At 69.6% G+C, this 24,862-nt stretch carries 22 protein-coding genes and 1 tRNA gene; 10 read left to right on the forward strand and 13 right to left on the reverse strand.

The features are described from left to right. Window positions 1-114 precede the first annotated feature (114 nt). Genes ACIP64_RS19995 through ACIP64_RS20015 form a run of 5 tightly spaced genes read right to left on the reverse strand, consistent with a single transcriptional unit; the run spans window position 115 to window position 6,007 of the window. Complete coding sequence (locus tag ACIP64_RS19995) at window positions 115-1,578, reverse strand: peptidoglycan D,D-transpeptidase FtsI family protein (RefSeq protein WP_401588321.1); 1,464 nt, start codon at window positions 1,576-1,578, stop codon at window positions 115-117. Beyond that, window positions 1,575-2,963: an FtsW/RodA/SpoVE family cell cycle protein gene (locus ACIP64_RS20000; RefSeq protein WP_401588324.1), complete on the reverse strand. Its 1,389-nt coding sequence runs from the start codon at window positions 2,961-2,963 to the stop codon at window positions 1,575-1,577. The genes ACIP64_RS19995 and ACIP64_RS20000 overlap by 4 nt, the downstream gene beginning before the upstream one ends. Window positions 2,964-2,991: 28 nt before the next feature. Next, the gene (locus ACIP64_RS20005) at window positions 2,992-4,563 is read right to left on the reverse strand and encodes a PP2C family protein-serine/threonine phosphatase (RefSeq protein WP_401588858.1); all 1,572 of its coding nucleotides are present in this window, start codon (window positions 4,561-4,563) and stop codon (window positions 2,992-2,994) included. Window positions 4,564-4,620: 57 nt separating this feature from the next. Next, window positions 4,621-5,139: an FHA domain-containing protein gene (locus tag ACIP64_RS20010; protein WP_360904592.1), complete on the reverse strand. Its 519-nt coding sequence runs from the start codon at window positions 5,137-5,139 to the stop codon at window positions 4,621-4,623. Window positions 5,140-5,149: 10 nt separating this feature from the next. Further along, window positions 5,150-6,007: an FhaA domain-containing protein gene (locus tag ACIP64_RS20015; RefSeq protein WP_401588327.1), complete on the reverse strand. Its 858-nt coding sequence runs from the start codon at window positions 6,005-6,007 to the stop codon at window positions 5,150-5,152. Window positions 6,008-6,370: 363 nt separating this feature from the next. Here ACIP64_RS20015 and ACIP64_RS20020 point away from each other — a divergent pair. Next, window positions 6,371-6,454 (forward strand) — tRNA-Leu (locus ACIP64_RS20020). Between the two features lie 189 nt (window positions 6,455-6,643). On the opposite strand, the gene ACIP64_RS20025 is transcribed toward ACIP64_RS20020, so the two are convergent. Further along, on the reverse strand, window positions 6,644-7,327 hold the full coding sequence (locus ACIP64_RS20025; RefSeq protein WP_401588330.1) for a hypothetical protein: 684 nt from the start codon (window positions 7,325-7,327) through the stop codon (window positions 6,644-6,646). Window positions 7,328-7,816: 489 nt separating this feature from the next. Then, a complete protein-coding gene (locus ACIP64_RS20030) occupies window positions 7,817-8,293 on the reverse strand; it encodes an ArsI/CadI family heavy metal resistance metalloenzyme (protein WP_401588332.1) in 477 nt (158 codons plus the stop codon). Window positions 8,294-8,384: 91 nt separating this feature from the next. On the opposite strand from ACIP64_RS20030, the gene ACIP64_RS20035 reads away from it, so the two are divergent. From ACIP64_RS20035 to ACIP64_RS20045, 3 genes are read left to right on the forward strand one after another with little or no spacing between them, the layout of a single operon-like run. Continuing rightward, window positions 8,385-8,750 (forward strand): ArsR/SmtB family transcription factor, encoded by a 366-nt coding sequence (locus ACIP64_RS20035; protein WP_401588335.1) that lies wholly within the window; start codon window positions 8,385-8,387, stop codon window positions 8,748-8,750. After that, a complete protein-coding gene (locus tag ACIP64_RS20040) occupies window positions 8,747-9,460 on the forward strand; it encodes an aquaporin (RefSeq protein WP_401588337.1) in 714 nt (237 codons plus the stop codon). The genes ACIP64_RS20035 and ACIP64_RS20040 overlap by 4 nt, the downstream gene beginning before the upstream one ends. 20 nt (window positions 9,461-9,480) lie before the next feature. Next, entirely contained in the window at window positions 9,481-9,891 is a 411-nt protein-coding gene (locus tag ACIP64_RS20045) for an arsenate reductase ArsC (protein WP_401588340.1), read from the forward strand. A 50-nt stretch (window positions 9,892-9,941) separates the two neighbouring features. Here the strand turns inward: ACIP64_RS20045 and ACIP64_RS20050 are convergent, their stop codons facing one another. Beyond that, entirely contained in the window at window positions 9,942-10,961 is a 1,020-nt protein-coding gene (locus ACIP64_RS20050; protein WP_401588343.1) for a cation diffusion facilitator family transporter, read from the reverse strand. A gap of 573 nt (window positions 10,962-11,534) precedes the next feature. Here ACIP64_RS20050 and ACIP64_RS20055 point away from each other — a divergent pair. The 4 genes from ACIP64_RS20055 (at window position 11,535) to ACIP64_RS20070 (ending at window position 16,467) form a co-directional block, all read left to right on the forward strand. Beyond that, window positions 11,535-11,906 carry a hypothetical protein gene (locus ACIP64_RS20055; protein WP_401588345.1) on the forward strand — a complete coding sequence of 124 codons (372 nt, stop codon included), beginning with the start codon at window positions 11,535-11,537 and terminating at the stop codon, window positions 11,904-11,906. A gap of 117 nt (window positions 11,907-12,023) precedes the next feature. Then, window positions 12,024-13,178: a PLP-dependent cysteine synthase family protein gene (locus tag ACIP64_RS20060; RefSeq protein ID WP_401588348.1), complete on the forward strand. Its 1,155-nt coding sequence runs from the start codon at window positions 12,024-12,026 to the stop codon at window positions 13,176-13,178. Further along, window positions 13,175-14,446, forward strand: a complete 1,272-nt coding sequence (locus tag ACIP64_RS20065) for an MFS transporter (protein ID WP_401588351.1) — start codon at window positions 13,175-13,177, stop codon at window positions 14,444-14,446. Before ACIP64_RS20060 ends, ACIP64_RS20065 begins: the two co-directional genes overlap by 4 nt. 944 nt (window positions 14,447-15,390) lie before the next feature. Next, on the forward strand, window positions 15,391-16,467 hold the full coding sequence (locus tag ACIP64_RS20070) for a PP2C family protein-serine/threonine phosphatase (protein ID WP_401588353.1): 1,077 nt from the start codon (window positions 15,391-15,393) through the stop codon (window positions 16,465-16,467). 113 nt (window positions 16,468-16,580) lie between these two features. Here ACIP64_RS20070 and ACIP64_RS20075 read toward each other — a convergent pair whose 3' ends face one another. The 4 genes from ACIP64_RS20075 to ACIP64_RS20090 form a co-directional block, all read right to left on the reverse strand. Beyond that, entirely contained in the window at window positions 16,581-17,186 is a 606-nt protein-coding gene (locus tag ACIP64_RS20075) for a cadmium resistance transporter (RefSeq protein ID WP_401588356.1), read from the reverse strand. Window positions 17,187-17,337: 151 nt separating this feature from the next. After that, window positions 17,338-19,416 carry a heavy metal translocating P-type ATPase gene (locus tag ACIP64_RS20080; RefSeq protein ID WP_401588359.1) on the reverse strand — a complete coding sequence of 693 codons (2,079 nt, stop codon included), beginning with the start codon at window positions 19,414-19,416 and terminating at the stop codon, window positions 17,338-17,340. Then, window positions 19,409-19,822, reverse strand: a complete 414-nt coding sequence (locus ACIP64_RS20085; protein WP_401588361.1) for an ArsR/SmtB family transcription factor — start codon at window positions 19,820-19,822, stop codon at window positions 19,409-19,411. Before ACIP64_RS20085 ends, ACIP64_RS20080 begins: the two co-directional genes overlap by 8 nt. A 509-nt stretch (window positions 19,823-20,331) precedes the next feature. Further along, window positions 20,332-20,973, reverse strand: coding sequence for a TetR/AcrR family transcriptional regulator (locus ACIP64_RS20090; RefSeq protein WP_401588363.1), 642 nt, complete (start codon window positions 20,971-20,973; stop codon window positions 20,332-20,334). A 117-nt stretch (window positions 20,974-21,090) separates the two neighbouring features. Between ACIP64_RS20090 and ACIP64_RS20095 the strand changes: the two genes are divergently transcribed. Next, the gene (locus tag ACIP64_RS20095; RefSeq protein WP_401588366.1) at window positions 21,091-21,942 is read left to right on the forward strand and encodes an alpha/beta fold hydrolase; all 852 of its coding nucleotides are present in this window, start codon (window positions 21,091-21,093) and stop codon (window positions 21,940-21,942) included. After that, the gene (locus ACIP64_RS20100; RefSeq protein ID WP_401588369.1) at window positions 21,935-22,396 is read left to right on the forward strand and encodes a DUF4260 domain-containing protein; all 462 of its coding nucleotides are present in this window, start codon (window positions 21,935-21,937) and stop codon (window positions 22,394-22,396) included. Before ACIP64_RS20095 ends, ACIP64_RS20100 begins: the two co-directional genes overlap by 8 nt. Before the next feature lie 230 nt (window positions 22,397-22,626). On the opposite strand, the gene ACIP64_RS20105 is transcribed toward ACIP64_RS20100, so the two are convergent. Further along, window positions 22,627-24,381: a hypothetical protein gene (locus ACIP64_RS20105; RefSeq protein WP_401588371.1), complete on the reverse strand. Its 1,755-nt coding sequence runs from the start codon at window positions 24,379-24,381 to the stop codon at window positions 22,627-22,629. Between the last annotated feature and the right edge of the window lie 481 nt (window positions 24,382-24,862).

Genomic DNA, 24,862 nt, shown 5'->3' on the forward strand with positions numbered 1-24,862 from the left:
GGGCATACCGTACCCGCCGCCGCGTACCGATCCCGGCCCTGGCCGGTAGCCGATATACGACCGGTATCGCAACGTGCGTTTTGGCGCACATACAGAGATACGGCGTGACCGGCATCACTTGTTCAGCACGGCCTCCATGACGCTCTTGGCGATCGGGGCCGCGAAGCCGCCACCGGAGATGTCCCCGCGGTTGGCGCTCGCGTCCTCGACGACCACCGCGACCGCCACCGGGGAACCGGAGTCCGTCTTGGCGTATGAGATGAACCACGCGTAAGGAGACTCACTGTTGTCGATACCGTGCTGGGCGGTACCGGTCTTGCCGCCCACGGTGACGCCGGAGATCTGTGCGTTCTTGCCCGTACCGTCGGTGACGACGGTCTCCATCATCTGCTGGAGCTTCTGGGCGTTCTCCGGGCTCAGCGGCTGCGAGAACTCCTTGGGCTTGGTCTGCTCGACCACGGCGTTGTTCGGGGCCTGCAGCTTGCTCACCATGTAGGGCTGCATCAGCGTGCCGTCGTTCGCGATCGCGGCGGCCACCATCGCCATCTGCAGCGGGGTGGCGGCGGTCTCGAACTGGCCGATCGAGGACAGCGCGGTCTGCGGCTTGTCCATGGTCTTGGAGATGTTGCTGGCCGCGGTGCGGACCGGGATGAAGATCTCCTGGTTGAAGCCGAACTTCTGGGCCTCGTCGACCATCTTGTCGCGGCCGAGGTCGGCGCCGATCTTGCCGAAGACCGAGTTGCACGAGTACTGCAGGGCCACCCGGAGCGTGGCGTTCTTGCAGGGGATGGGCCCCTCGTTCTTCAGCTCCTGGTGGTTGGTGTCCGGGAGGATGTACGGCACCGGGGAGTCCGTCGGGTCGTCGATGTTGCTGTACAGCCCGTCCTGGAGGGCGGCGGCGGCGGTGACGACCTTGAAGGTGGAACCCGGCGGGTACGTCTGGCGCAGCGCCCGGTTGAGCATCGGCTCGTCCTTGTTGTTCTCCTTCAGCAGCGAGCTCCAGGCCTTGCTGTCCTTCTTGGAGTTGCCGGCGAAGGAGGACGGGTCGTACGACGGCGTGCTGGCCAGCGCGAGGATGGCGCCGGTCTTCGGGTCGATCGCGGCGACGGCGCCCTTCTTCTTGCCCAGGCCCTCGAAGGCGGCCTTCTGCGCCTTGGCGTTCAGCGTCGTGACGACGTCGCCGCCCTGCTTCTGCTTGCCGGACAGGATGTCGACGGTGCGCTTGAAGAACAGCCGGTCGTCGTCGCCGGTGAGGATCGAGTCGTAGATCGACTCCAGCTGGGTGGAGCCGAAGGCCTGGGACGCGTAGCCGGTGACCGGCGCCCACAGGGGGCCGTCCTTGAAGGTGGCCTTGTACCGGAAGTCGCTGCCGTTGGTCTCGGCGTGGCCGGTCACGGCCTTGCCGTCGACGAGTATGTCGCCGCGCGGGCTCGCGTACTGGTTGATGGCGACGCGGCGGTTGTTGGTGTCGGTCCTGAGCGCGTCGGCCTGGACGAACTGGATGTAGTTCACCCTGATCAGGAGGGCGAGCACGAGCAGCCCGCAGAAGACAGCGACTCGTCGCAGGGGCTTGTTCACTGGACGCGCACCACCTGGGTCGGCTCGGCATCGGGGGACGAGGCGGGGGTCGGCGCCGGACGGCGCGCGGTGTCGCTGATTCTCAGCAGGATGGCCACCAGCGCCCAGTTGGCGATCACGGAGGAACCACCCTGGGCGAGGAACGGCATCGTCATACCGGTCAGCGGGATCAGACCGGTGACGCCGCCGGCCACGACGAACACCTGGAGCGCGAACGCGCCGGACAGACCGATCGCCAGCAGTTTGCCGAAGGGGTCGCGGGCGGCGAGGGCGGTGCGGGCGCCGCGCTCCACCAGGAGTGCGTAGAGCAGCAGTATGGCCATCAGACCGGCCAGGCCCAGCTCCTCGCCGACGGTGGCGAAGATGTAGTCGCTCTTGGCGGCGAAGCCGATGAGCCGGGAGTAGCCCTGGCCGAGGCCGGAGCCGAAGAGGCCGCCGGAGCCGAAGGCCCACATGGCCTGGGCGGGCTGGCTGGCGCCCTGCCCGGCCTCGATGGTGCGGAACGGGTTGAGCCAGTCCTCCACACGGCTGTGGACGTGCGGCTCGAAGCTGCCCACGACCACGGCGCCGCCCACGGACAGCAGCAGACCGAAGACGATCCAGCTGGTCCGCTCGGTGGCGACGTAGAGCATGATCACGAAGAGGCCGAAGAAGAGCAGCGAGGTGCCCAGGTCGGTCTCGAAGACCAGGATCAGGATGCTGAGGCCCCAGATCACCAGGATCGGGCCCAGGTCGCGGCCTCGGGGCAGGTACATGCCCATGAAGCGGCGGCTGGCGAGCGCGAGGGCGTCCCTCTTGACCATCAGGTAGCCGGCGAAGAACACCGCGATGATGATCTTGACGAACTCACCGGGCTGGATGGACATACCGGCGACGGTGATCCAGATCCGGGCGCCGTAGACGGCCGGGAAGAACACCGGGAGGATCAGCAGGACCAGCGCGACCACCATCGAGATGTAGGTGTAGCGCTGCAGGATGCGGTGGTCCTTGAGGAAGATCAGTACGCCCAGGAAGAACGCGACGCCCAGCGTCGACCACATCAGCTGCGTCGGCGCGGAGGACCCGCCCGGCAGCGACGGCTCCTGGTCGAGACGCCAGATGAAGACCAGCCCCAGGCCGTTGAGCAGCGTGGCGATCGGCAGCATCAGGGGGTCGGCGTACGGCGCGAACCGGCGCACCACAAGGTGCGCGACACCGGCGATCGCGCCCAGCCCGAGGCCGTACGCGAGCATGCCCGCGGGCAGCGCGTCGTTCTTCGCCAGGCCCACGTTCGCGTACGCGAAGACCGGGATCAGCACCGCGAAGGCGAGAAGCGCGAGCTCCGTGTTGCGACGGCTCGGCGCGCCGACGGATGTGATGGTCGTGGTGTTCGTGACAACGCTCATGCTGGACTGACGGCCCTCCTGCAGACTGCTAGCTGCCCGTGGGGCACTGCTCGGCCAGCGCCTGGTCCTCGGCGGTGAGGGTGGGGCTGGTCGACGGACTGGTGGTCGCGCCCGCGGACGGGCTGCTGGGGGGCGTGCTCGCGGTGCCGCCGGCGGTCGGGGAGCCCGAGGGCTTGCCCGTGGCCTTGCCGGATGCGGTGCCCGCGCCCTTCTGCTGGTCCTTCTTGGCCTTGTCGGCGGCGTCCGCCCGGGCCTTGTCCAGGGATTCCTTGGTCTGGCAGACCTTGGCCTGGTGCTCCAGCTCGTCCGCGGTCTTGCGGGCGTCGGCGAGGTTGCCGGCGGCGATGGTGGCCGTCACGTACTTCCGCTGGTTCTGCGGTAGGTACTTGAGTTCGATGCCAGGGCGGTCCTCATGGACCTTCGACAGGTTGACCCAGGCCAGCTTCTGCTCGATGCCCTGGTAGATCGCCGCGTGATCGCCCTTGACCCCGACGTAGTACTGCGTCTGCGTCCAACGGTACGCGCCGTACAGACCACCGCCGACGACACCGAGGGCGACCAGCAGCACGAGGGACCGCTTGAGCCACCGGCGCGACTTCACCGGCTTGTCGAGTTCCTCGTCCTCGAAGGCGCCGAAGCTGCCCATGGGCGAGCCGGCCGCCGGGTCGGCGCTGCCGGGGGGCCCGAAGGAGCCCTCCGGGGCCGGCGGGCGGCCGAGCTCGGAAGCGCGGCCGGCCGGGGTCTGCAGGTGCCGCGGGTCGGACATCGGGAGGTGGTGACGGCTGTCGGCGACGGCGCCCACGACGACGGGCGTGTCGTGCAGCTGCACGGCCAGGGTGTCCCCGTCGTCGATGTCCAGGACGTCGGCGACGATGCAGGTGATGTTGTCGGGGCCGCCGCCGCGCAGGGCGAGCTGGATCAGCTCCTGCACGGTCTCGGCGGGCGCCTGGTACCCGGCGAGGGTGTCCTCCAGCGTCTGGTGGCTGACCACGCCGGACAGGCCGTCCGAGCAGATCAGGTACCGGTCGCCGGCGCGGACCTCGCGGACGGACAGGTCGGGCTCGACCTGGCCGCGGCCGTCGAGCGCGCGCATCAGCAGCGAGCGCTGCGGGTGCGTGCCGGCCTCCTCCTCGGTGATCCGGCCCTCGTCGACCAGCCGCTGCACCCAGGTGTGGTCCTGGGTGATCTGGGTGAGCACGCCGTCGCGCAGCAGATACGCGCGCGAGTCGCCGACGTGCACGAGGCCGAGCCGCTGACCGGTCCAGAGCAGGGCGGTGAGCGTGGTGCCCATGCCCTCCAGCTGGGGGTCCTCCTCGACCATGACGCGCAGCTGGTCGTTGGCCCGCTGCACGGCGGTGGCGAGCGAGGTCAGGAGGTCCGAGCCGGGGACGTCGTCGTCGAGCGTGACGAGGGTGGAGATCACCTCCGACGAGGCGACCTCACCGGCGGCTTGGCCGCCCATGCCGTCGGCAATGGCGAGCAGCCGCGGGCCGGCGTAGCCGGAGTCCTCGTTGCCCTCCCGGATCATTCCCTTGTGCGAACCGGCGGCGAAGCGCAGCGACAGAGTCATGCGCACCTCGCCCGTCGGCTCCGGGTACATCCGCACGCTGCCCACCCTCTCGCTCGCGCTCGCTGGCTGTGCTCGCCCATGGTGCGACTACTTCCGCAGCTCGATGACGGTCTTGCCGATGCGGATCGGGGCACCGAGCGGGATCGGCGTCGGCGTGGTCAGCCGGTTCCGTTCCATGAAGGTCCCGTTGGTGGATCCCAGGTCCTCGACGATCCAGTTGCCGTCCCGGTCCGGGTAGATCCTGGCATGCCGGCTGGACGCGTAGTCGTCGTCGAGCACGATTGTGGAGTCGTGGGCCCGGCCGAGCGTGATGGTCTGGCCCTGGAGCGCGACGGTGGTCCCCGCCAGCGAGCCCTCGGCGACCACGAGCTTGGTCGGGGCCCCGCGACGGGCCCGGTTGTTCTGCGGCTGCTGCCGCTGGGCCGCCGCCTGTGTCTGCTGCCGCTGCTGCGGCGGCCGCGTCTGGTCGCCGCGGCGGCCGGCCGCGCGCTGGGTCACCCGGGTCCCGAACAGGTCGCTACGGATGACCTGTACGGCCACGATGACGAACAGCCACAGTACGGCGAGGAAACCCAACCGCATGACCGTCAGGGTCAGCTCTGACATTGCCCCCGCTTCACCCTTCGGCTTGCCGGTACACGATGGTGGTACTGCCCACGACGATCCGTGAACCGTCGCGGAGCGTAGCGCGCTGGGTGTGCTGCCCGTCCACCACGATGCCGTTCGTGGACCCGAGGTCCACGACCGTCGAGGGCGTGCCGACCCTGATCTCGCAGTGCCGGCGGGACACACCGGGATCGTCGACCCGCACGTCGGCCTCGGTGCTGCGCCCGAGGACGAGGGTGGGCCGGGAGATCTGGTGGCGGCTGCCGTTGATCTCGATCCAGCGGCGTACGTTCATGCCGGCACCCGCGCCGGGGCCCGTACCGGTGCCCGGGAGCCGGGTCACGGGGGCGGCCGCGGCGGGCGGCGGTGCGGCGGGCATCGGGGGCGCCCCGGAGGGGCGCTGGGGGGCCTGCGGCGGGTAGCCGTAGCCGCCGCGGCCCTGGGGCGCGTTCCGGTCCTGCGGCGGCGACTGCTGGAGCTGCTGCTGCGACTCGCTGGAGGCCAGCGTGCGACTCCGTACCCGGTACAGACCGGTGTCGAGGTCGTCGGCCTTCTCCAGATGGACCTTGATCAGGCCCATGAACGTGTAGCGCTGCTGCTTGGCGTAGTCGCGCACCATGCCGGCCAGCTCGTCGCCGAGCTGGACGGCGTACGGGCTCAGCCGCTCGTAGTCCGAGGTACTGAGCTCGACGATGAAGTCATTGGGGACCACCGTGCGGTCCCGGTTCCAGATGGTGGCGTTGTTGTCGCACTCGCGCTGCAGCGCGCCCGCGATCTCCACGGGCTGGACCTCGGACTTGAACACCTTGGCGAAGGTGCCGTTCACGAAGCCCTCGAGACGCTGCTCGAACTTCTTGAGTACTCCCACGGTGCACCTCCTTCCTCAAGGCCCTGCGGTTGTCGCGGGCTCACGCCGCGATCCTTCCCCTTCGATCCTTCCGGTACTGCTTACTGATCGTATCCACGCACCGGGAAAACCGGTGGTTCCCCGATCGGTCCCTCGGGACCGGTGTCAACGCTCACAGGCGCCGCCGCCGCTTCCCCACAGGGATGGTAGAGGCGCCTCAAGCCAGTGTCCCGCAACAGAGGACGGTTCCCGCCCCGTGGGGGTGCCCGGAAACGGATGTGAATCCACCCTGAACAGCGTGCTAGTGTTCTGGGTGTCGGAAGGCGCTGACGCACCGAACGGGAAGCCCCGCAGAGTGTGACAGAATCTAACGGCAGCACCCATGCGCGGGTGGCGGAATAGGCAGACGCGCTGGATTCAGGTTCCAGTGCCCGAAAGGGCGTGGGGGTTCAACTCCCCCCTCGCGCACAGATGAAGCGGGTCTCCCCGGTGGCGAAAGTCACCGAGGGGGCCCGCTTCTCGCGTTGATCCAGGCATCCGCAGGCCGGGTTGGCCGAACGTAACGTCCCTCACACGCCGAAGCCTCCTCGCCGGCCGTCACAGGGCGGCGAGGGGACTTCCTTGTCTGGGCGATGTCCTGGGTGTGATGCCTGTCACTCAGGTGGCGGGCGTCAGGTGGCCGATCGGGGTCCAGGTACCCAGGGGCCTGGTCCTGCGTCTGCGGTTCGTGCGCCTGACGGGTCGTTCACCGCCGAGGGCCAGGCTGTCCAGCCATCTTGTGATCTTGCGTCTGTTGGCGTGGGCGAGCTGGAACACAAGAAGGACGGTCCAGGCGGCGAGTCCGCGGATGGGCCCGGACCGTGAGGACTCGATGGCTTCGGCGAGGGGGCTCTTGGCGAAGCCGTTGAACCCTCGACGCTGTTGCGGAGGCGGAAGTAGATCTTTGAGGGGGCACTGGACCTTGCCGGCCTCGGCGGGGCAGTACCAGGTGCCCTCGACGGGGATCGCTCCTTGGGTTCCGCCCTGGTTGCCGAGCTGGTCGACGCGGTAGTCGTAGACGGGCCGGTAGCCCAGGGCCCTGACAGGCAACTGCCATCCTGTGGCCCCGGAGTTGTCGTAGGCAAGGTAGCCGGGTGCGTAGCCGCGCTCCTGGAGCCGGGAGATCGTTTTCAATCCGTTGTATCCGGGCCGCTCTCCGGGCTTGTCCAGGCAGAGGCCGAGAACGAGTGCCGGAGGGACCTCGGGGTCGGGCGTGCCGTCGTCCAGGAGCGGCTTGTCGTGCCGGGTGTCCCTGGTGACGGCGAGATGGGCGTCGGAGCCGAAGAGACACCGCTTCCTCACGGAGGGCTTCTTCCCCGGGTCGGCTGGGGGCCTTCGCGTCCTCCTGGAGGGCTCGGCGTCGTCGGCGACGGGCGAGGCGTCCGAGTCATCCGGCGCTGCAGATGCATTGCATCGCCGCCGGTCTGCTGTTCTTCCGGGTGATCATCGGAGTGGACCCGGGGCCCCGACGGCTGCCCTTCTTCGCCCGGCTGATCCTGAGTTCCACGGACAGCCTGGGGACGAGCCGGTGGCAGGCACCGGGCCGCCCGTGGGGCCCCTTACTGGCCGACGATCAGTAGGACCGTGCGATCGACCGCGGCGACGCCAACGACCCGCTCGCCGCCTACAACGCCTGTCCGGCGGCCCCGCACGCGCGAGAGGGGCGAAGGAGCCCTGATGCCGGTTGATCCCTCTGGCAACGGCTGGGGGTGTGTCAGACGTCCACATCCCCATGGGTTTCCCGGTCCCTGCGCAGTCGTGGCAGCCGCGCGGGGACCGGGGGCAACGAACTCAGCTGTCGCAATTGCATGTGGTTCCAGCGTTGGCGGGTTCAGTCCTGTCGGTGCTCCGGTCGGTGCAGCAGGCGTCGCCGCCGGCGACGGGGGGCTCGCCAAGGGTGTCGGTGTCGGCCTTGACGACATAGACCTCCCAGGGCTCCTTGCCGGGGCCGGTGACCCAGACCTTGTCCTGGAGGGCGTAGCAGCAGGAGGTGTCGTTCTCCTCGAAGGTGGCCAGCCCGGTGCCTTGGAGTCGGTCGGTGGCGGCGGTGACCTGCTCGGTGGAGGCGACCTCCACGCCGAGGTGGTCGAGACGGGTGTCCTGGCCGGGCTCGCCCTCGATGAGGACGAGCTTGAGCGGGGGTTCGGTGATCGCGAAGTTCGCATAGCCGGGCCGGCGCTTGGCGGGCTCGGTGCCGAAGAGCTTGGAGTAGAACGCGATCGATCCCTCCAGGTCGGCGACGTTGAGGGCGAGCTGGACGCGGGACATGGCGGTGCCTCCCGAATCGAATCCGGTTGAATCGATGTCTGTCGATACAAGCGACCTTGTCGTTTGATTCGACTGCTGTCAATATCGATGCATGTCGAAGTCAGAGTTGTCGGTGATCCAGCCCGAGGCGGTGTGCTGTTCGCCGATGGTCCGGGAGCCGCTGGACGAAGCCGCCGCCGTGGACCTGGCCAGGATGTTCAAGGCCTTGTCGGACCCGGTCCGGCTGCGGCTGCTGTCGCTGATCGCCTCGCATGAGGGCGGCGAGGCCTGCGTGTGTGACCTGACCGGCCCGTTCGACGTGTCCCAGCCGACGATCTCGCATCATCTGAAGGTGCTGCGGGGGGCCGGCTTGGTCGGCTCCGAGCGTCGCGGGACGTGGGTCTATTACTGGGTTCGGCCGACCGCGCTGGCGAAGCTGTCGAGCTTGCTGCAGGCCCCTGTTGGGGCCGGTGGGTGAGCCCCTCGCTCGGACGCCGGGCGGCTGCCGAGGCGGCCGGGACGGCTGCCCTGGTGGCCGTCGTCGTCGGTTCGGGGATCCAGGCGACCGAACTGTCCCGGGACGTGGGGGTGCAGTTGCTGGCGAACTCGCTGGCGACCGTGTTCGGCCTCGGGGTGCTGATCGCCTTGCTCGGCCCGGTCTCGGGGGCCCACTTCAATCCGGTGGTCAGCTTGGCCGCTTGGTGGAACGGCCGTCGCGACGGCGGCATGAGCCTTGGCGAGGTCGGGATCTATGCGTTCGCGCAGACCTGCGGGGCGATCGGCGGGGCGATCGTCGCCGATGGCATGTTCGCCCGGCCGCTGGTCGGCTTGGCTTCGCATGACCGCTCGGCGCCGCAGCTGTGGCTGGGCGAGGTCGTCGCGACCGCGGGCCTGATCGCGCTGATCTTCGGCCTCGCCCGCAGCGGCCGGGACCATCTCGCGCCGGTCGCTGTCGCCTCGTGGATCGGCGCGGCGTACTGGTTCACCTCCTCCACCAGTTTCGCCAACCCCGCCGTGACCATCGGCCGCGCGTTCACCGACACCTTTGCCGGGATCGCCCCCGGCTCGGTTCCCGGGTTTGTCGCTGCCCAGCTCGGCGGGACCGTGATCGGCCTGGTGCTGGTCGCGGTCGTCTTCGGCCGGGCCGCGGCGCCCGAAGTTGAACCCGAGCTTGCTCCCACCCTGTGACCTGCAAAGAAAGCCAAGCCATGAGTGCTGATCGTCCGTCCGTGCTGTTCGTCTGCGTCCACAACGCGGGCCGGTCCCAGATGGCCGCGGCGTTCCTGACCCATCTGGCCGGGGACCAGGTCGAGGTCCGCTCGGCCGGCTCCGCCCCCGCCGACTCGGTCAACCCGGCCGTGGTCGAGGCGATGAGGGAAGCGGGCGTCGACATCTCCGCCGAGACCCCGAAGGTGCTGACCACGCAGGCCGTGCAGGACTCCGACGTCGTGATCACGATGGGCTGTGGAGACGCCTGCCCGTTCTTCCCGGGCAAGCGCTATCTGGACTGGCAGCTGGACGACCCGGCCGGGCAGGGCGTCCACGCGGTCCGCCCGATCCGCGACGAGATCGAAGCCCGCATCCGCGGCCTGATCACCGAACTCGGCGTTCAGGCCTGACCCTGACCATCCGCGGCGTGAAGGCCCCGGTCGTGACGCCGCATCAGAGATCAATGCGTATGAGGTCCTTCACGGTGGACCGGGCCGTGGGCATCGTCGCAGTGGCCGGTGTCGCCGGGACTGGTGTCTCCGGGACCGGTCAGCGTCAGGACGTCCGCCGCCGCATGGTCGACCTGCAGTGTGGTGTGCGTCAGGCCGTAGTCCGCGGCCAGCAGGGACTCCAGGCCGCGGCGGACGGCGTGGCAGTCACCACTCGGTTCGACCAGGACGTGAGCCGACAGGGCCGGCTGACCCGAAGTGATGGTCCAGATGTGCAGGTCGTGCACTTCGGTGACGGCGGGCTGGGCCACGAGCTTGTCGCCGATCTCGTTCGGGTTCATGCCGGCGGGTGCCGCTTCGAGGAAGATCCGCCCGGATGCGCGGACCAGGCCGTAGCCGGCCTTCAGCATGAGGACGACGATCACCAGCGTGGCGATGGCGTCGATGCGGGCATAGCCGGTGAGCAGCACGATCAGTCCGGCCACGGCTGTGCCGATGAAGGCGTAGAGGTCGTTGAGGATGTGCTGGAAGGCGCCTTTGACGTTGAGGGAGGACCGGTTGGCCTTGGACAGGCACCACGCGGCCGCGATGTTCACGACGATCCCGGCCAGTGCGGTGATCAGGACCAGGCCGCCGTGCACCTCGGGAGGGGAGATCAGACGGCGCACGGCCTCGTACGCCAGCCAGGCGGCGAGCAGCAGCAAGGTGATGCCGTTGGCCTGGGCGGACAGGATCTCGGCACGCTTGAGCCCGTAGGTGAAGCCGCCGCGGGCGGGGCGGGCCGCCAGGCGCATGGCCACGAGGGCCAGCACTATGGAGGCGGCGTCGGTGAGCATGTGCGCGGCGTCGGACAGCAGGGCCAGGGAGCCGGCCAGGACGCCTGTGACGACCTCGACCGCCATGAATCCGGCGATGAGGATCAGGGCGATGGCGAGCCAGCGGCGGTCGGCGTCCGCGGCGACGCCGTGGGAGTGGCCTGCGTGGCCGTCCGCTCCGTGGTGATCGTCGTGCTCGTGGTCATGCGTGGCCATGGCCGGACGCCCTCCTGAGATCCGAGTCCGGCTGCGCAGCGAAACACACCTGTGCCCAGCTCGGCAAAGGCTGCATCGGTGACCGTTGTCAACACCGATAAGACGCCGCTGACCTGCGGTGATGCCGGACGGTCGGAGGTGCTGGGACGCATGCCGATCGCGGTGCGGCGCCGCGTTGCTCGAGGGCGCAAAGTGATTTTTGGCTACGTTGCTGAATCCGACGGGACCCTCGCCCGTGCACAGAGGCGCGCACCCCGGCGGCTGGAGGCTCCATGCCGCTGCTGCCCTGGCGCCGGAAGGTCCTTGCCGCCCTGTTGCGCCGCCACCAGGACCATGCGGGCGGCGTGGCCTTGCGGAGCTGGGCCGGGCGGCACCACGCCCCCGGCGCCGCAACGGTACGGCCGGCGCCTGCCACGTGAACTGCCGTGGCTCCGGGGGCCGCAAGTGCCCCGGACCTCCGGAGCCACCGGTTCCGTCATCGCGGAGAGTCCTTGTTCGACTACTATGGGTGACATGCGGTGTCGCGCGGCAGTCCAGCGGAACTCCCCCGGCAGGGTTCTCGTCCTGCTGGCGATGCTGCTCCTGACGGTCCTTCACCAGCTCGCGTGCGCGCACGGCCCGAACCACACCGGTGGCGACACCATCATCGCTGTGGCCGCCGGCGAGGCGCTTTGTCAGCCCTCAGGTCAGGCCTCGGAGGAACCTGGCCTGACCAGCGCGGACGGCCCGGGCGACGGCCACCACGCGCTGTGCGGCGTGGCGGTGGACCGCACTGCCGATCCCCGCCCGCGCCTGGCGCAGGCTTCTCAGACATCCGTGCTCGACGTGACGGGTTTTGGCATGCCCGCGTCCGCACCGTGGTCCGGGGGCGCCGCGGGCCGCTGTGCACCACCCTCCGTCCCGAAGCAGGACACCCTGACATTGCTGTGCGTGTCACGGACCTGACCGTGCCCGACGGCCGCTCGGTGCGCCGCGCGCGCCGGGCCGCCGTTCCTGCCCGCGCGTCAGATTCCTTACGACACAGCGGCGGCGCGGCATGCGCCGGCCGCAGGAGACCCACGCATGAGCACAGTGCCTTCCCCGATCACGCCCTTCTCCCCGGCCGAACTGCTGGCCGCCACCGCGCCGCCGCGGCGCACACCGGCGGGGCTGGTGGGCAACACCCCCGTCCTGTGGGTGGGCTCGCCCTTCGTTCCCGGCAGCCGCGGCTTCTGGGCCAAGCTGGAGGGATTCAACCCCGGGGGCATCAAGGACCGTCCGGCCCTGTTCATGGTCGAGGCCGCCCGGGCCCGGGGCGAACTCCTCCCCGGTGCCCGGATCGTCGAGTCCACCAGCGGCACCCTCGGGCTCGGGCTCACCCTGGCCGCGGCCGTCCACGGCCACCAGGTCACGCTGGTCACCGACCCCGGCATGGAGCCGCCTATGGTCGGTCTGCTCACCGCCTACGGTGCCACCGTCGACATCGTCCGGCAGACCCATCCGACCGGTGGCTGGCAGCAGGCCCGCCGTGAACGGGTGAGGGAGATCCTGGCGGCCGATCCCACGGCCTGGTGTCCGGACCAGTACAGCAACCCCGACAACGTGGCCGCCTACGCCGTCCTCGCGCACGAACTGGTCGCGCAGCTCGGCCGCATCGACGTCCTGGTCGCCAGTGTCGGCACCGGGAGCCACTCGGCCGGCGTCGCCGGGTCCCTGCGGACGTTCTTCCCCGACCTGCGGCTGGTCGGCGTGGACACCACCGGCTCCACCATCTTCGGCCAGCCGCCCGCCACCCGCCTGATGCGCGGACTGGGCAGCAGCATCCATCCCCGCAACGTGGACTATCCCGCCTTCGACGAGGTCCACTGGGTCGCGGCCGCCGAAGCGGTGTGGGCCTGCCGCCGCCTGGCCCGCGACCACTACGCCACCGGCGGATGGAGCGTCGGCGCGGTCGCCCTGGTCTCCCGGTGGCTGGCCCGTACGCTGCCCGCCGAGACACGCATCGTGACGATCTTCCCGGACGGACCGCAACGCTACATTGGCACCGTCTTCGACGACGCCTACTGCCGGAGTTACGGTCTGCTCCACCACGAACCCGCCGACCACCCGCAGGAGATCACGCACCCCGGCGAGGCGGCGGTCGACCGCTGGACCCGGTGCACCACCGTCCGCGATCCGCTCGCCGACTCCGCGGGTGGCGACGACAGCCCGCTCGCCGTCGTCCGGGACGCGCAGTGACGGGGCTGTGGGGGCAGGTCCGCTCCTTCGACCGCGCCGCGCAATTGCTGATGGCCAACCAGTTCGCCATCAACCTCGGCTTCTACATGCTGATGCCCTACCTCGCCGACCATCTGGCCGGCGGCCTCGGCCTGGCCGCGTGGGCCGTCGGCCTCGTGCTGGGCGTGCGGAACTTCTCCCAGCAGGGCATGTTCGTCCTGGGCGGCACCATCGCCGACCGCTTCGGCTACAAGACCCCGATTGTGATCGGCTGCGCCCTGCGGACCGTGGGATTCGGGGTGCTCGGACTGGTCGACTCCCTGCCCGCGCTCATCGCCGCCTCGGCGGCGACCGGCTTCGCCGGGGCGTTGTTCAACCCGGCCGTCCGTGCGTACCTCGCGGTCGAGACCGGCGACCGGCGTGTGGAGGGCTTCGCCCTGTTCAACGTCTTCTACCAGGCCGGTGTCCTCATCGGGCCGATCGTGGGCCTTCTCCTGCTGGCCTGGGACTTCCGCGCGGTGTGCACGGTCGCCGCCGCCGTCTTCGCGGCACTGACCGTCCTGCAGTGGAAGGCCCTGCCCGACCGGCACGCCGGCACAACCGGAAAGTCGGGCCCGGCGGTGGGGATGACGGGCTCCTGGCGGCAGGTACTGGGCAACCGGCCGTTCATGCTGTTCTCCCTGGCCATGATCGGCTCGTATGTGCTGTCCTTCCAGGTCTACCTCGCGCTGCCCCTCCAGGCCCACCAACTCCTCGGAGACGGCGGCCAGGCGGTCACCAGCGGCCTGTTCATCGTCTCCGCGGTCGTCGCCGTACTCGGCCAGCTCCGCATCACCGCCTGGATCCGCCGGCGGTGGACGGGCCCCCAGGCGATCGTCGGCGGAATCACGGTCATGGGCCTGGCCTTCGCACCGCTGGCCGCTACCCCGGCCGCATCGGCGGGACCGATCGGCACGGTCGTGTCGGTGGCCCTTCTCGTGGCGGCCGTGGTGCTGCTGGCGGTGGGCACCGCCGTGGTCTACCCCTTCGAGATGGACACCATCGTCACCCTGTCCGGTGAGCGCCTGGTCGCCACCCACTACGGCTGGTACAACACCCTCTCCGGCCTCGGCATCACCCTGGGCAATCTCGCCACGGGAGCCCTGTGGGACGTGGCCGCCCGCCACCACGCCGCGTGGCTGCCCTGGCTGGCCCTGACCGCCACCGGCCTCGTGTGCGCGGCCTGCGTACACCTGCTGTCCCGCACCGGCGGGCTGCGCATCGCCACAACCGAACCAGTACCCGCCTGATCCGTTGACGGTGCCGGCCCGCTCCCGGGCGGGCCGGCACCGATCTCCTACCGCCCTCTCGTGTCCGGGACCGCCGGGCCGCTGGAGAGGGGAGGCCGCGAACTCCTTCGGGCATCACCTTGTCGCCGAGGCGGAAGTCCCTCCCGGTTTTGTGAAGGTGCCGAACTATTTTCGGGACATCAAATCCCGGTAATGAGATGGTCTCGATCCCTATTTTGCCGCGCGGGTCTTTCCGTGAGTGAAAGCGTGGGCATGTGATCGATTTTTGCGAACTTGCCATTGTTTTACTCTCGCCCAACTTCCCGACCAGAGAACGGCGTTGAATGACACATCATGCCTGCCGTGCCGGGCTCGGCGGCTGGGCGGAGGAATTCGCTTGACGTGCCGAAAGGCGCGTCGCACAGTTGATTTGCTCAGCGAAGACTGGCTTCCGTGATACGGAAGAGTAAAAGGACGGCGGAGTCGTGATCCCAACAGAGCCGTGCGTATGCCGAGGACACCACCGAGTCGGTGTCGGTTTTCATATGGTCTCGCTGTCCCCCCGGGGCACAGGACATGCGACCCTCACCGGGTTCACGGGACGTAGTGAGCCGCGACGTGGCCCCGGGCTCCCCGCCAGGGCCGCCTCCCCGTCCGGACGGTCGGCGGCCTGACCTTCGGCCAGGAGACCGTTCACCGGCATCGCGGTGTATTCGGCGGACGCGTCGAGTTTCCACCCGTCCTGTCCGGCGGTGATGCCACGAAACTCTGCGCGCCGGCTCGGTGCAGCCCTTCCACGAACATCCGAACAATCGCGGTTCGCCATGTACTTCTACTCGCTTACCCCTGTCGCAGAACATCCGGCAGGTCGTGGAGCCCGCTTGCTCCAAGCCTCCTGCCTGGACCGCCGTGTGGGTCGCCGGAGCAGCGGCGCGAGCGCCGGACCCTGGAGGAAACGCGGTCAGGTGCTGCCGCCCCTCCTGCTGATTGTGGCGATCACTTCGGTCGCGTTGCCCGCCTCCTTGGCGGTGCACCTGTCACCGCTGCTGGTGGCGGCCCCCATATGCGCGGGAACCCATGCGCGAGCGCGAGCGCGCTTCACAGCCGCCGTCGCCCTCGTCGCCGTCGCGGGAGTGGTGGTCGTCGACCGGCGCGACGGCCTGCTCCACTCGCCGCTGCTTCCCCTTCACATCGCGGCAACACTGGCTGTCTCGGCCTTCGTTCTCGCGTACGGGGCTCTGCGCGACCGCGACCTGAGAGATCTGGCCCAGGTACGGGCGGTCTCGGAGGCGGCCCAGCGGGTACTGCTCCGGCCGATCCCGCAGGAGATGGGTCCCTTCCGTGTCGCGTCGACTTACCGCACCGCGACGGCACACGCCCTGGTCGGAGGCGGGCTGTACGCCGCCTCCCGTAAGGACGACATCACCCGCATTCTCATCGGCGATGTTCGCGGTAAAGGCCTTCCCGCCATCGAGGACGCTTCGGCTGTCCTCGATGCGTTCCGTGAAGCGACCCACCAGCACCGCACACTTCCGGAGCTGGCGGCCGCGCTCGAACGCAGCGTCCGCTGGCACATGGGCGAGCTGGCGGACGGCGGTGCTCCCCACAGCAGTGAGCGATTCATCACGGCCCTGCTCATCGAACTCGCCGATGGGGAGCGGACCGTCAGGACGGTCAGCTGCGGCCATCCGGCACCACTCCTGCGACACCGCGGTCAGGTGACGCCGTTGCGCACGGCCCGCCCGGCCCCGCCGCTCGGACTCGCGGGTGACACTCCCTGCGCGTTCCATCCCGACGTCACCGACTTCGACTGCGGCGACACTCTCCTGCTGTACACCGGTGGCCTTCCCAAGGCCCGCAATGCCGCCGGAGACTTCTTCCCCGTCCTCGACCGCGCCACCACATGGACGTGGGGTTCCCCCGGCGCGCTCCTGCAGCACATCAGTACCGACGTGGACCGCTATGCGGGACGGCAACTCCGGGGCGACCTCGCCCTCATCGCCGTCCGTCGCCCACGGCCTGAGCTTGTGCGTCACACCTGACGCGGGCCGGCCGCAAGGGCCGTACGAATGACGCAAGCCTTCGGACCAGGCTCCCGTTGGCTTTGTTCGCGACGATGAACAGCACTTGTTCACCGCGAACGAGCCCTGCCGCCTCACAGGCCGAAGGCGCCGCCTTCGATGAGGATGAGCAGGCCGATGGCGATGAGGACCAGAGGCAGCAGGATGTGCCCCCAGCGGGCGAGGGCCTTGGCGATGACGGGGCGAGTGGCGAAGAACCGTCCAGCGAAGCACCACACCGCCACCAGGACGAGGAACACCACGGCGTAGACGGCCATCCCGCCGGTGCCGGCGGTCGCGAGGACGGGGACGTAGACGCCGATGTTGTCGCCGCCGTTGGCGAAGGTGACCGCGGCGACCTCCAGCGGGCCGGGGCCGCCTTCCTTGGCCTGTGCTTCGCTTTCGTCCGTGCCGCCGTCCCGGTGGTCCTTCCACGACTGCCAAGCGGCCTTGAGACCGAGTGCGAGGGGCAGCAGGCCGAGGTAGGGGATGGCCGACCCGGGCAGGAAGGTGGCGCCGAACGCGGCAGCCACGGCCACGGCGAGGATCGCGGCGAAGCCCAGGTACTGGCCGAGCACGATGCGTCGGGTGGAGCCCGGGTACCCGGCTCCCTGGGCGAAGAACAGCGCCAGGATCAGGATGTCGTCGATGTTCGTGACGGCGAACAGCCCGGCGGCCTGCCCGATGATGCCCAGGTCCACGAGTGGATGCCCTCTCCTTCGGTACGGATGAACCCGGTGACGCTACCGGGCGCCCGCACCACCCCTCGCACGGGGCCGAAACCCAGTGCTGTCGCTCCTCGTGGACATCGAACACGACGCCGTCGAGGCGATGCGTCTCCTGCGGACGGTGTCAGTCCTCGCAGCCGCAGCTGTCGGAACAGCAGCCCCCCGCATTTCCCGGTGCCGCCCCTATAGGGATGAGGTCGCGGCCGGGCGGGAGGAGCCGCAGAGGGAGGGCGGCGGGTGCGACGGGGACGGTGGTGGCGGCGGCATGTCGTGCGACGGCCGCGCGCAGGGGCGCGTGCGCGGGCAGGTTCTTCCTGCGTCCGGCGCGGATGCCGTTGCCGATGACGAGGACTTCGGCGAGTTCGTGGCCGGCGACCACGGCGGCGAGCCCCAGTACACCGGTGCCGGCCAGCGGGACGAGGGCCAGCAGGATGCCGCCGGACAGCAGCAGGTTCTGGGTGAACACGCGGTGGGCCGCTCGCGCGTGGGCGAACGCGTCCGGCAGGCGCCGCAGGTCCTCGCCCATCAGGGCGGTATCAGCGGCCTCGATGGCCACGTCGCTCCCCATCGCTCCCATGGCGATGCCGGCATCGGCCGTGGCCAGTGCGGGCGCGTCGTTGATGCCGTCACCGACCATCGCGACCGGCCCCAGGGCCTGGAGCTCGGTGACGATACGGGCCTTGTCCTGCGGGAGGAGTTCTGCGCGTACGTCGTCGATGCCGGCCGCGGCGCCGATGGCGGCGGCGGTGCGGGCATTGTCGCCCGTGAGCATGACCACCTTGACGCCCTGCGCGCGTAGTGCCTTGACGGCCTCCGCCGCCTCGGGGCGGATCTCGTCGCGGACGGCGACCGCTCCCAGGAGCTTTCCGTCGCGTTCGACGAGGACGACGGTGGCTCCCTCGTCCTGAAGCCGCTGGACGTCGGGGGTCAGGGCGCCGGGGTCGACGAAACCGGGCTTGCCCAGACGGGCGTTGCGTCCGTCCACCATGCCTGTCAGACCGTTTCCCGGCACGGCCGCCACGTCTGTCCCGGGGGTCAGGGCCCGGTCGCCGGCTGCGGTGAGGACGGCTGCGGCGAGCGGGTGCTCGCTGCGGGCCTCCAGCGCGGCTGCCACGTCAAGGACGTGGGACCGGTCTGTGTCGTGCGTGGTGACGACGTCGATGACGACAGGTTCGTTGCGGGTGAGAGTGCCGGTCTTGTCGAGCGCGACCACCTTGACCTTTCCCAAAGCCTCGACGGCGGCACCCCCCTTGACCAGGATGCCTGCCTTGGACGCCGCGCCTATGGCCGCGACGACGGCCACGGGAACCGACAGGGCGAACGCGCACGGGGCGGCGGCGACGAGGACGACCAGGGACCGCCCGATCCACACCCCGGGGTCACCGAAGAGACTGCCCAGCCCCGCGACCAGCGCCGCGAGCACCAGCACGCCCGGCACAAGCGGCCTGGCGAACCCCTCGGCAAGTCGCTGGCTGGAGCCCTTGCGGTCCTGGGCCTCATGGACGATGTGCACGAGGCGCGCGAGCGAGTTGTCCTCGGCGGTCGCGGTGACGGTGATCTCCAGGGCTCCCGCACCGTTCACGCAACCGGCGAACACCTCGGCGCCCGGGCCCACCTCGACCGGCACGGACTCACCGGTCACCACCGAGGTGTCCAGCGCACTGCGCCCGGAGGACACGACGCCGTCGGTGGCGATCCGCTCACCGGGCTTGACGAGCAGGGTGTCGCCGACCCGCAGGTCGGACGGGGGAACCTCCGTCGTGACGCCGTGCCTGCGCATCACAGCAGTGGCCGGTACGAGGTCGAGCAGGGCGCGCAGTCCGTGCTGGGTGCGGGCGACGGCGTATCCCTCGAGGCCCTCGGCCACGGAGAACAGGAAGGCCAAGGTGGCCGCCTCCCCGTATTCGCCCGACACCACGGCGCCGACGGCGGCGATGGTCATCAGCAGGCCGACGCCGAGCCGTCCGCGTACCAGCCCACGCAAGGTGCCGGGGACGAAGGTCGCCGCACCGACGACAAGGGCCGCCAGTTCGAGCGCCGTGTCCCAGGGTCCGGGAAGGAACAGCGCGGACAGCAGGAGGACGCCTGCCGCTGCGGCCGCTTGGAATTCGCGGACCTGCCGGACGGCGGCGGGGGCAGCCGCCGACTCCGCGGCGGAGGGAGTCCGTGTCGAAGTGTCGGTACCGCAGCACGCGTCAGCCATGCTTCCCTTCCTCAGGGTCGAGGGTCGCGGTGTTCTCGACATCGAGGCTGTCGTAGTCCTCGGGCGCGCACGCCGGCTCGACGGATTTCCCGGTGTCCACCAGCAGGACGAGCGCGGCCAGGTCGGCAAGGGCGTGGGCGAGTTTGGGATCGGCCAGCTCGTAGCGCACCCGGCGGCCGACCGCGACGGTCTTCACCAGTCCGCAGCCCCGCAAGCAGGACAGATGGTTCGACACGTTCCCTCGGGTCATGCCGAGCGACTCGGCGAGATCCGAAGGGTAGGCAGGGGCCTCGAGCAAGGCCAGCAGCAACCGCCGACGATTCTCATCGGCGAGTGCTGTACCGACACGGGCAAGCGCAGCCGCGTTCACGGCGACTGCTGGGGTTCTCGACTGGCTTGTCTGCACCACTCGACGGTACAGCCAATCCTGAATTAAGCACAGGGTGAATCAATGAGTACTCGGTCTCGCGGTGTGAGACCGCTGTGGGCCGTTCTGACAGGCCCGAAGCTGCAGGCCGGCCCAACTCGGCGTGAAGGACCCCCGTGCCACGGCACGACACGGTCACACACCGCCCGAAGCCGCCCACCCGTCACGGCAGGGACCGTTGCAGCACCAGGCCACGTCGACGAAGTCCGAAGCAGCAGGCCATTGCCGCACTGTCAGATCGGATTCCGCCCGTACCCACCCTCTCCCGACCATGTGCGAGAGGTGCGACGCCACAAGCGTCAGCGGTCGCACCTCTCCCACCTGTGCGACAGCGTTCCCGTCAGTCGCGCCACTCTTGCCTGCCCACGGCGCTGAGCCCTTGTTCCGAGCCGCTCGGACGGACGCGGTCTGCCTGTGCTCAGCGGTGATACCCCCCGTCGGTGGTATCACCCCCGAGATCGAGTCGTTCAGCCGCTAGAGGTTCTGTCTCATCGGGGCAGGACTCCGTTGAGGATGAGGTCGACGGTTCCGGTCATCTCCGCGGTGAGGTCGAAGGGTGCCGGCTCTTCGGCGGCCCATGCGGTGAGGATGACGTAGTACGACGAGGACAGGAGCAGCCCGACCCGGTCCGCGTTGACGGCCGGGTCGATCTCGCCTTTCTGTTGTGCCCCGCTGATGATGCCGGCGAACTCGACGGCGAGCGGCGACCGCTGCCAGATGTTCGTCGAGTGCACCGACCCGAGGATCACGGCCACGCTCTCCGGCCGGGACGCGTCGCTGAGCCGGCCCATCTCGGTGAAGTACCGCACCAGGATCTCCCGGGCGGACGAGTCCGGGCCTGCGGCGTAGGCGGCTTCGATGGCCTTCTCGCGGCGGCGGACGGCCCATTCCTGCAGGAAGGCGACCTTGCGGGGGAAGTGGTTGAAGACCGTGGTCCGGGCGACGTCCGCCCGCTCGGCGATGTCCTCCATCGTCGTTCCCTCATACGTCTTCTCGACGAACAGCGCCAGGGCGACGTCGTACAACTCGGCGCGGCGCCGCTCCCGTTGACGTGCGCGGCGGTCCTGCGGAGGCGACTCGGGGGCTGCTGAAGTTCCGTTCTTCATGATCGATATCTGCTCTCTTCCCACTTGACAAGTGTACTCCAGTCCGTAACTGTACTCGAGTACAGACTTGAACCCGGAAGCAATTTTGGACCGGGAGACAATCTTGTATCCGGATTCATCTCAATGCGCCAGGAGACGACCATGATCATGTCCCTCGACCAGCAGACCCACTACCTGACCGTCGACGGCGGTCGCATCGCGTACGAGGTGGCCGGTGACGGTCCGCTGGTGGTGCTCGCCCACGGCATGGGGCAGAGCCGCGCCGCCTACCGGTTCGTCGCGCCGCAGCTGGTCGCGGCCGGATACCGGGTCGCCGCGGTGGACCTGCGCGGCTGCGGCGAGTCGGCCGCGGCGTGGCCGTCGTACTCCCGTACCGACATCGCCGGCGACCTGCTCGCCCTGATCCGTCACCTCGGCGGCCCGGCGGTGCTGATCGGTCACTCCATCGCCGGGGGCGCCGCCACCATCGCTGCCGCTCAGGAGCCCGGCCTGATCACCGCAGTCGTCGAGATCGCGCCGTTCACCCGCGCCCAAGCCATGAAGCTCGGCGACCTCGGCAACAGGTCGTACCGCCGGGGCGCCTACCGGATGGCCGGCGCGATGCTGGGCAGCGTGACGCAGTGGCTCGGCTACCTCGACCACGCCTACCCGGACCGCAAGCCCGCCGACTGGACCGACCGGCAGGCCCGCATCGCGGCCGAACTGCGAGAGCCCGGCCGGATGAAGGCACTCCAGTCGATGCTCAAGACCTCACCGGCCGACGCCGGGGCGAAGCTCGCCGATGTGCGCTGCCCGGTGCTGATCGTCGAAGGCTCCCTCGACCCCGACTGGACCGACCCGCGGGCCGAGGGCGAGGCCATCGTCGCGGCGCTGCCCGCCGGGATCGGCCGGCTCGCGATGGTCGACGGCGCCGGTCACTACCCGCACGACCAGTTTCCCGAGCAGACCGCGGCTCTGATCACCTCGTTCCTGCAGGAGAACACCCGTGCCTGAGCTCACTGACGTCCCGGCCGCAACCACCGTGGACAACCCGCACGGGCCGAACGCCGATGACCGGGACTTCCATGGCGTGGTCACCGGCCGGCCCGCGGTCTGGCTGCGCGTCGAAGGTCTTGCCGTGGCCATCGCCGCACTGGTGCTCTTCGCCACGACCGACGAAGCATGGTGGCTGGTTCCCGCACTGTTCCTCGTGCCGGACCTGTCCTGGTTCGCCTACCTCGCCGGCCCGAAAGTCGGCGCCTGGGTCTACAACCTCATGCACACCGCGCCGCTGCCTCTCGCCCTGATCGTCGCGGGCACCACGTGGGAACAGAACTCACTGATCGTGGCCGGTGCCATCGGCCTCTTCCATCTCGGCTTCGACCGCGTCCTCAAGTACGGGGTCAAGTACGACCACAGTTTCATCGTCACCCACCTCGGCATCCACGGCCCCGACAAGCACCGGTAGACCAGGGCCGACCGCGCACCGGCGGGCGACAGACGTCAACGGAGTCCAGAACTGCCCCCCTGCGGAACCGCAGGGGGGCAGTTCTGGGAGCGGCTTCCGTGTACCTCTCGCCCGTACCGGCCTGGCGACGACGGGCCATCCGCGCATCGGTGGACTCTCCGGGTCTGTCCGGGCGGAGACCGAGAACGAGTGCCTCGTCTGTGGGGAGTCGGTGCACGCCGCGGACCTGCTCAGCGTGTGACGGTGAAGTACTGCCAGGCGCCCCAAGTGTCGAGGTTTCCGGTGTCCTTGCTGCTGTGGACATATTCGGCCCGCATCCGGAACCTGCTGTTGACCGCCTTGGTCAGGCCCAGCGTCGCGGAGGCGCCGCTCTTTGTGCTGAGCGTGTGGCATGTGGTGGTGCTCTGGGTGTGCCAGGCCCCTCCGTAGTACCGCTGGGTCTGGAATCGCACGCACTGGCCGGCCTTGCCGGGGGTGACCGTGACGTTCAGCTGTGCCTTGGCGGTGTGGTGGTACAGGCGGTACGTGATGCTGCCGCTGTGGGTGTTCCCGTAGGAGCCGCTCAGGGAATCGGACACCTTCGCGTGGACCGACGCGGTCCGGGTCGCCTTGGCCGGGGCGTAGCGGTAGTCACCGGCAAAGGACGCCGTGAAGGTGGTCTTTCGGATGATCTTGTAGCCGGCGGCCAGGTTGCCGTGGCTGTCCACCGTGCCGGTTTTGATGAGCGTCCTCTTGCCGCCGTAGGGCTGGGCGTAGAGGGCAACGATGCGGCCGTTGTAGGTCGTGCCCAGGTGGGATGTGATCTTCGCGGTCGCCCCGTAGGCGTACAACGAGGCGTTGGCCGTGACGGTGAGCGCGGTGGCGGCGCGTGAGACCTGGACGCTGGTGGAGGCGGTCGACGCCTGGTGAGTGGCGTCACCCGGGTAGGTCACGGTGTAGGTGTTGATGCCTCCGACCTGCGGGACGTCGGCGATGCCGAAGGTGCCGTCCGCGGAGAGCGGTACATCGGGCAGCGCCGTGCCGCTGGGGTGGGCCTGATCGCTCTTGGTGACGTGAACGATCTCGCCGGCCGGGTAGGGGCTCGCCGACAGCTGTCCGGTGATGAGCAGTCGGGTTCCTCGGCCGCTTTTCGCCGGGCCGGTCAGGCCGAGGGTGGTGGGGCTCGCCGGCGGGAGCTGCCACGGCACCGAGAACTCGTAGCCACCCGCCGGCGAACGGTTCCCGGCCTTGTCGACCGCGATGACGCCGAGGCTGTAGGCGCCCCAGCCCAGTGCCACCGTCAGGCTGCCGTTGCCTTCGGCGTCGACCGGGACACTGTGGGCGCCGATGCCGGGCTCGCTGCCGAAGGCGTACTCGAAGTGGTCCAGGCCGCTCGCCCGGCAGTCCGGAGTGCCTGCCTCGGCGCATCCGGTGGGCAAGGGGTCGGCAGGTGCGCTGAAGAAGAACGTCGTGGGCTGCCCGTCGGCCTTCGTGGGCGTTCCGGGGCTCCCCACAGGCGGGAAGTCGGGGTTGGTGACCACCGGGGTGAGGGGCATGCCCGCGTCCACCCTGAAGTAGCAGGGCTCGGTCGGGTTCGAGTACGCCGTCCCGTCGTACGTCGACGCGTGCCAGCCGTACGTGTGCCCGTCCGCCAACGGCAGGGGTACGTACACGGATTGGGAGAGGATCGGCAGCGCGGCGACGGATCCGTCGGCCGCCTGTGATCCGTCCGCGTCCCAGGCGTGGACAACTCCCTGGTAGGACACCCCGTTCATAGTGGGCCGCGGTATGCCGATGGTGACGCTCATGCCCTGGGGGAGGGTGGGAGTGCCCTTCCAGACGGGGTTGTCGTCGCTGCCGCAGACAGTGCCGGACGGCACCGTGGGCATCGGCAGTCCCGCATCGATCGGGGTTTCGTCGGCGGCCGCTGCCGTCGGAAGCGCTGCCACGAACGCGCCGGCCATCACGAGCGCGAGCCAGCCGCGCCGGTGCGCGGTTCGATTCACGGATGTCATCCCCTCCGGGCGTCGCCGCCCGTACGACAGTGTCGAGTCCCCGCGAACAGGGAACGGTGCCGAGGGAATCGGCGGAGGGCACGACGAATACCGCAGCGGTATGCGTCTCCCCACGCACGCCTTTTTGCCGTTCCCGCGGCCGCGGTACTGGACCGCGAGGACCGGACGCTAACACCGCGTCGGATGCACTCGACGTTCCTTGATCAACTGTTTACTGCGTGCACAGACGGATGAAGCGGGTCTCCCCGGTGGCGCGAGCCGGTCTCGTTGCGTCCCTCGCATCGGTGGGCTCCCTCGCGTGGGCGATCACGATGTGATGCCCGCCACAGGAGGCCCTTCCGCGGCGGCGGTTCGTGCACCTGATGGGTCGTTCCCCGCGCGGGGCCGCCGGGCCGCCCGGGCCGCGGTCACGTGACGCACGCCACGCGGGTGGTGGCGCGGGAAGCGCGGGCCGGCGACAACCTCGTCGGGG

The sequence above is a fragment of the Streptomyces sp. NPDC088733 genome, from assembly GCF_044751185.1.
Taxonomy (GTDB): domain Bacteria; phylum Actinomycetota; class Actinomycetes; order Streptomycetales; family Streptomycetaceae; genus Actinacidiphila.